The organism is Leifsonia sp. Root4 (genome assembly GCF_001425085.1).
GTDB lineage: Bacteria > Actinomycetota > Actinomycetes > Actinomycetales > Microbacteriaceae > Microterricola.
Window position 1 is genome coordinate 245674 of record NZ_LMDN01000001.1, and the last position, 9183, is coordinate 254856.

The window sequence follows — 9183 nt, forward strand, 5'->3', positions numbered from 1 at the left end:
GCATTGAGCCGGCCACGCGGGTTCGAGCCCCGCCTTCCTGCACGGTTCCGGGTTCAAGTCCCGGCTCGATCATGTCGAGTAGTTCAAAGCGGGTGGGTTCACACCGTCCCGCGTTGGCAGAACACCATTGGCATCCCTCACCGGCTCTGCCTCTGCGCTTCCCCCGCTAAGTCGCTGCACATTCGCGGCCCACGGGCGAACGCCTGAACGCTGACCCGTTCTCACGCTGACTGCGCAGCAAGGCACAAGCAGACCCCACAAATCAATTACCGCGCGAGTCTCGACGGGTCGTATCGAGGCCAACAAACTTCTAGCGGCGACCATCCTTGATTTGGTAGATGCGTTCGCGGCTCATGCCAGCCAGGCGGCCAAGCTCAGTAGGTTTTGCGCCCTTTGCAAGCATGCCCCTGATCTGCTCGTCACGGCCCTTCACCGCTTCGGCAACTTCGGCTGTCCGCTGCTCAATCAGGGCAACGTGGATGGCTAGCGTTTCGGCGTCGTCTTCATCGATCATAAGTAAAGCGTACATCACGCTTGACACTCATGCGTAAAGCGCGCTACACTCTAGTTATGACGAACGCGCAGAACACCAAGACCAACTTCACCAGCGTCATCAGCGCAGGCCAGTATTTCCTTTACAGCAACGGAATATTCATCGCTGGATGGGCAACGGAATGCGAACTGAACGAGTTCTGCGAAGCGCGCGGCATCGTAATTGCGTAGCCCCGCGGTCGGTCCCGACTAACCATCGGGGCTTTCGTCATTTAATCGGCGTGTGCGACAACTTAGGGAGGGCGGGCAATGGCTGACTTCCGGCAGTGTCCGCACGGCTACCATCACCCACCCGGCCCGCACTCATGCGACGGCTGCTGGTGCGAAGGCGAACGTGACCGCGAACGCTACGGATGGAACCACGACACAACACCGCAACGGCTCACAAGGGAGTGACCATGACCTCGATCAAGCTGGCCGAAGAGTTGATAGCGACGAGGGCAGCACGCCGAAAAGCACGCCGACAGCGCACGCTCTCAGAGGTCGCTGCCGAGATTCGCCGTGAGCGAATAGCGCGACGCGCCCTCATGATCGAGAACTGGTTCAAGGGCAACCGATGACCGGCAACGCGACCGAGAACCCCGAACAATGGGCGAAAGACTACCCGCCGAGTAGGTATCTGCGGCTGGATATTGCTGACGAAGAGGGCTCGTGGCTTTTGCTCGGGGCTGAGGAGGTTGGGGCGGATGTCTGACGGTCAATGGATGCAGACCAATGTCAACGCCATGATCGAAGCGCTGAAGCAAGCCGGCGACCGCTACTCACTCCCGCTAGAAACCGTGACCAACACTGAACACACTCACGCCCCATACGAATGCGGCTACTGCACATCGCAATACTCCAGTGTCAGCGCAATGCTGGCCTGCGAACTGTCATGTGCACGCGATCGAGGGCGCGAGTAGCTGCTGAAGCAAGGGGCGCACGATGGCAACCCCGATGCACAACGCCAACGGACACCGACGACGAGAACTCACCAAACGAGTCAAAGCCGAAGAGTCATCATGTGCGCTGTGTGACCAGCCCGTAGACAAGACGCTCAAGATGAGTGCCGGCAAGCACGGCCCCAAATGCCCAGGCGGCGACTGCCTTGGATGCAGCCCACACCCCATGCGCGGCGAAGTCGATGAAGACCTACCCCGATCACGAGGTGGCTCACCATACGACCGCAAAAACTGCCGCCTAATGCACCGAGAGTGCAATCAATTTAAGTCAAACAAGACGCTGGCCGAAGCTCGAGCGAAACGCGCACAAGGCGCTGTCGAACGAGTGGCAGTCACAGCATCGCCCATCTGGTGAGAGGAGGTCGGCGTGTCCACCAAGTCCTGCAATGCAGACGAGTGCACACGAACCGTCCTCGCTCGAGGCATGTGCTCAACGCACTACTCCTACTGGCACCGTGAGAACAACCAACACGAGCTGACATGCCATGCATGCGGCAAGAGCTACACCAATTCCCGTGCCGAGTCGACCGTGTGTTCAGTCAAATGTGGCAGCGCCAGAGCGGCAGAAGCCCGCCCGCCTGCGAAGCCCAAAGCGAAGCCCGTGCTAAAGACGCCGGCCGAACTGCAAGCCATGTGGGCATCCAAGCGAACCGAGTTCCGTGCAGCATTCGAAGACGGACGCTGGGCCGACTTCATCATTGAACTGCGAACCCGCGTACAGGTGACACCCGAGGGGTGCTGGGACTGGCAAGGCCAAACCCGGACCCCCTCCAAATCCGCCTCCCCCTACCCCGTCCTTAGATGGTCGGGGAGGAGCTACCAGGTGCACAGGCTCTCACTTGAAGCCAAGCACGGGAAGCCGCTCGGCACGCAACAGGCTCACCACACATGCGCGAACACACGCTGCGTCAACCCTGAGCACATGCAAGCAGCCACCCACGCAGAGAACGCAGCCGAGATGAAGGCCCGCCGATCGTACGAACTCCGCATCGCCGAGCTCGAGGCTGCACTCCGATCAGTTGACCCGAAGCATGAAGCGCTGAACCGCATCTCATACGGCCAAGCAGGGTAGGGCGGGGAACCCCCCAAGCGCCCTCCGAGGCCCACCCCCAGCATAAGGCCGTTCTATCTATCGCATTTTTTTCTTGGAGGTGAGGGCATGGCTGATTCGCATTTGACTCTCGCTGAGGCGATCGAGTCGGGCAATTATCTAGACATTCTGTTGGCGCAGCGGCGTGAGATTGCTGCGGATCTTCCTGATGAGAAGGGGCCGGCTAAGGCTGCCTTGCACCGCCAGTTGTCGTTGCTGTCGAAAGAGATTGAGGCGCTGATGGCGAAGGATGCGGAAGACACTGAGGGTGGCGCGGATGTCGAAGACGAGGAATTCGACCCCGAAGCTCTCTGAGGCTGCTCGCCATGTTGTGATTCCGACTGGCATCAAGACGACTTCTTGGCCGAGTGTTCGGGCTGAGTGCAGGCGGCTTGGCCTTGAGTTTGATCCGTGGCAGGACGGTGCGGGAAGCATCGTGTTCGGTAAGCGTGCTGATGGCACGTATGCGGCTTCTATCGGTGGCGTTGTGATGTCTATTCCGCGCCAGGTGGGTAAGACGTTCTTCATCGGCGCCGTGACGTTCGCGTTGTGCATGTTGAACCCGGGAATGTTGGTCATTTGGACTGCTCACCAGTTGGCTACTGCCGGCGAGACGTTTCGTTCGATGCAGGGCATGGCGAAGCAGCCGAAGGTGCGCCCGTTCATCAAGCAGGTGCGTCTCGGGTCCGGTGATGAGGCGATCGAGTTTTCGAACGGGTCGCGCATCCTGTTCGGTGCTCGCGAGCGCGGGTTCGGCCTTGGCTTCACGAAGGTTGGCGTGCTGGTTCTCGATGAGGCCCAGCGTGTGACCGAAAAGACGATGGATGACCTGATCCCGACGATGAACCAGGCGGATAACCCGTTGCTGTTCATGGTTGGGACACCTCCGCGGCCGACTGATAGCGGCGAAGAGTTCAAGGCTCGGCGCCGTAAAGCGTTGGAGGTTGAGCGTCGGAAACAGGCGGGCGAAAAGCCTGAATGCAACATGGTCTATGTCGAGTTCTCGGCTGACAAGAATGTTCGCCCGGAGAAGTGGCCTATGGGTCAAGTCGATTGGGCTGCGGTGTCTACTGCGAACCCGTCGTATCCGTTGCGCACACCGAAGTCTGCTGTGCTCCGAATGCTGGAAAATCTTCGGCCTGAGTCGATGCGTCGTGAGGCGTTCGGCGTTTGGGATGAGGATCAGGCGGGGTCGCGTGCGATCTCTGCCGATCTGTGGTCTGACACTGGCGTTGCTGAAGCCCCCGAGGGCATGAAGTCCTACGGTGTCGCTTTCTCGATCGATGGTTCCCGTGTTGCTGTCGCTGGTGCTGTTGCTCATGGCGATGACGAGGTTCACGTCGAGCTCATCGCTCAGGCTGACGATGACGCAGGCCTTTCCACGCTCGCTAATTGGCTGTGCGATAAGGGCCCGGATGGCGTTGCTCGTTGGCGTTCTGCCGGCGCGATTGTCCTCGGTGGTTCTGCTGGTGCTGGCGTCCTGAAGCAGCTCCTAATTGAGCGCCGCGTGCCTGAGAAGCGCATCCGTGTTGTGTCTACTCCGCAGTATTTGCAGGCGTGCGCGATGACTGATGACGCGTTCACTGACCGCAAGGCAACTCACCGTGCGCACGAGGGCCAGAAGGTCCTTGATGACGCGATTTCGATCGTTGACAAAGACAAGCGGGGTGGCTGGATGGCGACTGTGCCAGAAGGTGACGAGACGCCTGTTGAGGCGGTTTCGCTGGCCCTGTGGGGTGCGCGAACAAGTAAGCGGAAAGTCCGCGCAGAAGGCGAACGAAGGGCTGTGGTCTTCCAATGAAACTTGCCATCGTTCCGCGTTTCGCGGCAGGGCTGTGGGATAGCAATGAGCTCTCTCAGCAGGAGAAGCAGGAAGCGACCGTGCTCGCGATGCGTATGGGGCGTTTTGCTCCGATGAACCGTGAGCGCACGCTCTGGTACGACGCGAAGCACACGGTCGAGCACCTTGGCATCGCAGTTCCGCAGCAGCTCGAGGAGGTCGCACCTGTTCTGGGTTGGCCCGCGCGATCGGTTGATGACCTGGCAGAGCGCACGACGCTTGACGGGTTCGTGACTCCGGGCGACACGTGGGCATCGTCTGGGCTGGATGCGGTTTGGTCGGACAACCGCCTGCCGCTTCTGGCTTCGATGGTTCACACGTCGGCATACAAGTACGCGGTGTCGTTCGCTGGCGCAATTCGCGGCGGCAACGACGAGCCGGACGTGCTCACTCCTGCTTACTCAGCCACGACGTCGACTGGCCGATGGGATCCGATCCGCGGCCGGCTGAGTTCGTTCCTGACCATCACGGGCAAGAACACATTCGGTCTCGTGACGGGCTTTGCGCTGTTCACTCCCGAAGCAATGATCAAGTGCACGCACGTTGACGGCAAGTGGAGGGTCGATCGCCGCGTCCACAACGTTGGTCGCGTTCCGGTAGTTCCGTTCGTGCATAACCCTTCTGTTGAGTGGGAGTTTGGAACGTCGCGGATCACGCGTCCGGTCATCTCCATCACGCAGCGCGCAGTTCGCACGCTTCTCCGCATGGAGGTGTCGGCAGAGTTCTACAGCTCTCCGCAGCGCGCGGTGCTCGGTGCCGACGAAGGCGACTTTGTCGATTCAGCAACGGGCCAGATGAAGACCGGCTGGGAAGTGACCATCGGAAAGCTGCTCGCTTTGAGCCGCGATGATGAGGGGAACATTCCGACCGTTCAGCAGTTCCAGCAGGCCACAATGCAGCCCCACATGGACATGATCCGGTCGGATGCTGCTTTGTTCTCTGGCGAGACTGGCATCCCCGTTGACACGCTCGGCGTGATCCATGACAACCCATCGTCTGCATCCGGTGTCGATGCTCGTTACAAGAAGTTGAACGCGGGCGCCGAGAAGGCGATCAAGGGCTTCGAGGGCAGTTGGGCTGATCTCATGCGCCTGGCAGTCATGGTTCGCGATGACGATGCTCGAGCGGCAGATGATCTGTCGCAGATGTCGGCAAATTTCCGACGCCCACACGAGCCCACGGTGGGCGAGGCTTCGGATGCGATGGTGAAGCAGGTTGCGGCGATCCCGTGGCTTGCTGAGTCGACCGTCACGTTGCGCCGGCTGGGGTACACGAAGGCCGAGATTGACGAGTTGCTGTCTGACAAGCGGCGCGCGCAGGCTGGCACGTTGGTGTCGTCGCTGCGGCAGACCGCTGAGGCGGCTGCGGCTGATCCTGCGGTGGCGGCTGTGGCTGTTGCTCGCGGCGGTGAGTGATGGTTTCCCTCGCTCAGCATGGCGCTGACATTGACGATCTGACAACCCTCGCGGTGGCTGATCTGAACCGGTTGCTCAACTCGTTGCAGGGCGTTCGTGCCGACATGGTGCGTGACGCCCTGCTCGGTGTGATGCCCGAGCTGCTGGTGCCTTACGTCACGCAGGCGGGCGAACTTTCGGCCGTCTGGTACGAGGACATGCGCGCGGCGGCTGTGGGCGGATCATTCACGGCGGTCACCGCTGGGGATGTCTCGCCCTCGCGGATCGATGCCCTCGTTCGTTGGGGCATCAAGCCGCTCTACATGCAGTCGGAGTCCACGCCACTCTCATTACTCGGCGGGGGCATGCAGCGGATCATTGCGGGCGCCGATCGCTCCACTATTGAGGCGAACGCCCGCAAGGATGTCGTCTCAACCTCGTGGGCCCGTGTAGCGCGCCCCGATGCCTGCCAATGGTGTCGTGATCTCGCTGGCCGCGGTGACGTTTACCGTTCCGCTGAAGCGGCCGGCATGGTCATTGGCGCGGGCGTTGACCCGTCCGCAACAGCAGGCAAGCGCGGAGGTCAGGGCAAGGGCGTTCAAGCTCGAGGAAAGGGCCGGCGCGATGTTGGCTCGGTCGACTATCACGACTTCTGCCGTTGCCGAGCTGAACCGACGTTCTACCGCATCGACAAGTGGACGGACCCGAGCACGGGCCGGGAAGAGAAAGCACTCTTCCCTATCAATTAGACCAACCGCCTCCGGGCGGTTCTTTCGTTTCCGGGCTGCGATGGCGCGGAAATTCACGCGGCGCGACTGCCGCATTCACATGGAGGACACATGTCTACGCCAACTACACCGGCCGTTCCGGCTGATCCGATCATCGAACCAACTGCTCCCGCGGTTGAGGCTCCGGGTGCGACACCTGATGCCGAACCACTGGGCGCGCCTGGGCTCGCGGCGCTGAAGTCCGAGCGAGAAGCGAAGGCTGCCGCTGAGAAGCGCGCTGCTGCGGCTGAGGCTCGGGTCAAGGAGTTCGAGGACCGAGACAAGTCGGAGTCTGAGAAGCAGGCTGAGCGGCTTGCGGAGTTCGAGCGCGAGAACGCCGAGCTCCGGAGCGCGAAGACACGATCCGAAGTGGCCGCCGCTAAGGGTGTCCCTGCTGCACTGCTCACGGGTAGCACGCAGGAAGAGCTTGAGGCGTCAGCGAATGCGCTTGTCGCATTTCGGGGGGAGCCGGCGAAACCGTCTGCCGCCCCATTCATCGAGAACACGAACAAGACGACCGTGGATACGGACTTCGACTCTGCCATTGAGGCAGCGCGCAGCTCCCGGAACTTCGCACTTGTCGCAACCCTTCGGCAGCAAAAAGCTGCCCAGACGAAAGGCTAATCAATGGCTGGAATCACCGGTCTGGGAACGACCTTCAACCTTCCCAACTTCCACGGCGAGCTCATCGAGATCACGCCGTCTGACACCCCGCTCCTCTCGGGTGCTGGCGGGCTGAGCCAGGGCGGAGGGCAGACCACTTCGCCGTCGTTCGAGTGGCAGACGCAGGACCTCCGCGACCCTGAGATCCGTGCACGCCTCGAGGGTGCAGATGCGCCCACCGCGGAGTCGCGAGTCCGCGCGAACGTCGAGAACGTGGCGCAGATCTTCCACGAGCAGGTCGCCACGTCGTACACCAAGCAGGCCGCTACGGGTCAGTACAAGACCCCCGGATCCGCCCCCTTCTATGGCGCTGACGGCAGCGCCAACCCGGTAGCTGACGAGCACGGTCACCAGGTCGCGAACGCACTGAAGACCATCGCCCGTGACGTGAACTACACGTTCTGGCACGGCGTTCTGGCCAAGCCGGCCGACAACACCGCTCCGCGCAAGACCGCGGGCCTCCTGTCGGTCATCACCGCGAACCGCATCGCTACCGGCGAGATGGTGGGCGGTTCGGCTGCGACCGACACCATCACCGCGACTCACTCGCTGAGCGTTGGCGACAAGGTCGTGTTCACCGATGTGGGCGCCTCCACCGCGATCCGCACTGACCGCGTGTACTACGTTCAGTCGGTTTCCACGACCGTCTCGTTCAAGGTCTCGGCCACCTCGGGCGGATCTGCAATCGTCATCGGAACCGCAACCGTGTCGGTCATCAAGGCGGGCACCACGCTCACCGTTGACGGGCTCGGCACGCTCATGCAGCGCGTCTTCGACAACGGCGGCATCTCGGAGCAGGGCACCGCGACCCTGTTCTGCTCGTCTCGCCAGAAGCGTGCCCTGACTGCTGCGTACGCGGCCGAGTACGGCAAGGCTGACCCCTACGCCGGCACTCGCAACGTGGGCGGCCTGAACCTGCAGACGATCGAGACCGACTTCGGAACGCTGAACGTCGCCATCGACCGCGCTCTCGCGCCTGACACCCTCGCGGTCGTCTCGCTCGAGCAGATCCAGCCCGTGTTCCTCGAGGTTCCCGGCAAGGGCGTCCTGTTCGAGGAAGACCTCGCGAAGACCGGCTCGTCTGACAAGACGCAGATCTACGGCGAGATCGGCCTGAAGTACGGCAACGCGCTCGCGCACGGTGTCATCCGCGGCCTCGCGGTCTAAGCAAGTCAATTTGTGGGATGGGCGGGACTTCGGTTCCGCCCACCCGCATTTAACCGGAGGTGCCACATGGCTTCATGGACTTCACCCGATGACGTGATCCTCGCGTGGATCGGTGAGGGTGCGCCCACGGACGATGAGCAGACGCAGATCTGGGTCGATAAGGCTGAGCGCGAGATCCGTTTCCGGGTGGCTGACATCCAGGCTCGGATCGACGCAGAAGCCGCACTCATCCCGGCTGTGACTGATCTGCTCGAGACGGCGAAAGATGTTGTCGTTTCGATGGTGACGCGTGTGTTCCGAAACCCCGAGGGCATCCGGCAGCGCAATACGACGACTGGCCCATTCACGGAGTCGGCAACGTACGGCGGCGACACTCCTGGCGGTCTTGGCCTGACGGATGACGAGTTGGCGAAGTTGCAGGGTGTTCGGGCTCGTGGCGCGTTCACGGTTTCGATGATTCCGACGACTTCACCGTTCTACGGGGGCTGATATGGGCCGTCGAATTACCGAGTACGTGGGTCGACTTCCTTTCATCCCTGGCGCGGAAGATGCCCACGGGAATGCGACCGAAACGTGGGGGCCAGCCGAGCAGGTTGGCATCTACGTGTTCGATCCGGGATCCACTTCTGAGCCTCGCTTGCCCGGTCACGACCGTGTGATTGTCGAGCCGACAATCTACGGCCCGTTCGGGCTCCCATTCGAGCCTCGCGACCGCTGTGCGGCTCGTGGGGAGGCGTTCGAGGTCGAGGGTGTGACCCGTGACTGGAAG

Annotated in this window: 12 protein-coding genes; 11 read left to right on the plus strand and 1 reads right to left on the minus strand. The window is 61.7% G+C overall.

The window, feature by feature from the left end; all coding sequences use genetic code 11:
• Positions 1–310: 310 nt before the first annotated feature.
• Positions 311–514, minus strand: coding sequence for a hypothetical protein (locus tag ASC66_RS01205; protein WP_157509577.1), 204 nt, complete (start codon positions 512–514; stop codon positions 311–313).
• A gap of 56 nt (positions 515–570) precedes the next feature.
• On the opposite strand from ASC66_RS01205, the gene ASC66_RS17965 reads away from it, so the two are divergent.
• From ASC66_RS17965 to ASC66_RS01240, 11 genes are all read left to right on the plus strand, one after another.
• The gene (locus tag ASC66_RS17965; protein ID WP_157509578.1) at positions 571–723 is read left to right on the plus strand and encodes a hypothetical protein; all 153 of its coding nucleotides are present in this window, start codon (positions 571–573) and stop codon (positions 721–723) included.
• 227 nt (positions 724–950) lie between these two features.
• Entirely contained in the window at positions 951–1112 is a 162-nt protein-coding gene (locus ASC66_RS17970) for a hypothetical protein (protein WP_157509579.1), read from the plus strand.
• Positions 1109–1246, plus strand: a complete 138-nt coding sequence (locus tag ASC66_RS17975; RefSeq protein WP_157509580.1) for a hypothetical protein — start codon at positions 1109–1111, stop codon at positions 1244–1246. Before ASC66_RS17970 ends, ASC66_RS17975 begins: the two co-directional genes overlap by 4 nt.
• A gap of 878 nt (positions 1247–2124) precedes the next feature.
• Complete coding sequence (locus tag ASC66_RS18600; RefSeq protein ID WP_353612514.1) at positions 2125–2565, plus strand: HNH endonuclease; 441 nt, start codon at positions 2125–2127, stop codon at positions 2563–2565.
• Positions 2566–2652: 87 nt separating this feature from the next.
• Positions 2653–2898, plus strand: a complete 246-nt coding sequence (locus tag ASC66_RS01210) for a hypothetical protein (RefSeq protein ID WP_055833596.1) — start codon at positions 2653–2655, stop codon at positions 2896–2898.
• Positions 2861–4384, plus strand: coding sequence for a terminase (locus tag ASC66_RS01215; protein ID WP_157509582.1), 1524 nt, complete (start codon positions 2861–2863; stop codon positions 4382–4384). The genes ASC66_RS01210 and ASC66_RS01215 overlap by 38 nt, the downstream gene beginning before the upstream one ends.
• Positions 4381–5838 carry a phage portal protein gene (locus ASC66_RS01220; protein WP_055833603.1) on the plus strand — a complete coding sequence of 486 codons (1458 nt, stop codon included), beginning with the start codon at positions 4381–4383 and terminating at the stop codon, positions 5836–5838. Before ASC66_RS01215 ends, ASC66_RS01220 begins: the two co-directional genes overlap by 4 nt.
• Positions 5838–6566 carry a VG15 protein gene (locus tag ASC66_RS01225; protein ID WP_055833606.1) on the plus strand — a complete coding sequence of 243 codons (729 nt, stop codon included), beginning with the start codon at positions 5838–5840 and terminating at the stop codon, positions 6564–6566. The genes ASC66_RS01220 and ASC66_RS01225 overlap by 1 nt, the downstream gene beginning before the upstream one ends.
• Before the next feature lie 90 nt (positions 6567–6656).
• Positions 6657–7208, plus strand: a complete 552-nt coding sequence (locus ASC66_RS01230; protein ID WP_055833613.1) for a hypothetical protein — start codon at positions 6657–6659, stop codon at positions 7206–7208.
• 3 nt (positions 7209–7211) lie between these two features.
• On the plus strand, positions 7212–8414 hold the full coding sequence (locus ASC66_RS01235; RefSeq protein WP_055833616.1) for an SU10 major capsid protein: 1203 nt from the start codon (positions 7212–7214) through the stop codon (positions 8412–8414).
• Between the two features lie 66 nt (positions 8415–8480).
• Entirely contained in the window at positions 8481–8903 is a 423-nt protein-coding gene (locus ASC66_RS01240; RefSeq protein ID WP_055833618.1) for a Gp19/Gp15/Gp42 family protein, read from the plus strand.
• The last annotated feature ends 280 nt before the right edge of the window (positions 8904–9183 follow it).

What these genes read in the sequence shown, in the direction of transcription:
- ASC66_RS18600 (WP_353612514.1), top strand. Translation starts at nt 2,125, where the DNA reads ATGTGGGCATCCAAGCGAACCGAGTTCCGTGCAGCATTCGAAGACGGA.
- ASC66_RS01230 (WP_055833613.1), top strand. Translation starts at nt 6,657, where the DNA reads ATGTCTACGCCAACTACACCGGCCGTTCCGGCTGATCCGATCATCGAA.
- ASC66_RS01205 (WP_157509577.1), bottom strand. Translation starts at nt 514, where the DNA reads ATGATCGATGAAGACGACGCCGAAACGCTAGCCATCCACGTTGCCCTG.
- ASC66_RS01225 (WP_055833606.1), top strand. Translation starts at nt 5,838, where the DNA reads ATGGTTTCCCTCGCTCAGCATGGCGCTGACATTGACGATCTGACAACC.
- ASC66_RS17965 (WP_157509578.1), top strand. Translation starts at nt 571, where the DNA reads ATGACGAACGCGCAGAACACCAAGACCAACTTCACCAGCGTCATCAGC.
- ASC66_RS01220 (WP_055833603.1), top strand. Translation starts at nt 4,381, where the DNA reads ATGAAACTTGCCATCGTTCCGCGTTTCGCGGCAGGGCTGTGGGATAGC.
- ASC66_RS17975 (WP_157509580.1), top strand. Translation starts at nt 1,109, where the DNA reads ATGACCGGCAACGCGACCGAGAACCCCGAACAATGGGCGAAAGACTAC.
- ASC66_RS01210 (WP_055833596.1), top strand. Translation starts at nt 2,653, where the DNA reads ATGGCTGATTCGCATTTGACTCTCGCTGAGGCGATCGAGTCGGGCAAT.
- ASC66_RS01235 (WP_055833616.1), top strand. Translation starts at nt 7,212, where the DNA reads ATGGCTGGAATCACCGGTCTGGGAACGACCTTCAACCTTCCCAACTTC.
- ASC66_RS17970 (WP_157509579.1), top strand. Translation starts at nt 951, where the DNA reads ATGACCTCGATCAAGCTGGCCGAAGAGTTGATAGCGACGAGGGCAGCA.
- ASC66_RS01215 (WP_157509582.1), top strand. Translation starts at nt 2,861, where the DNA reads ATGTCGAAGACGAGGAATTCGACCCCGAAGCTCTCTGAGGCTGCTCGC.
- ASC66_RS01240 (WP_055833618.1), top strand. Translation starts at nt 8,481, where the DNA reads ATGGCTTCATGGACTTCACCCGATGACGTGATCCTCGCGTGGATCGGT.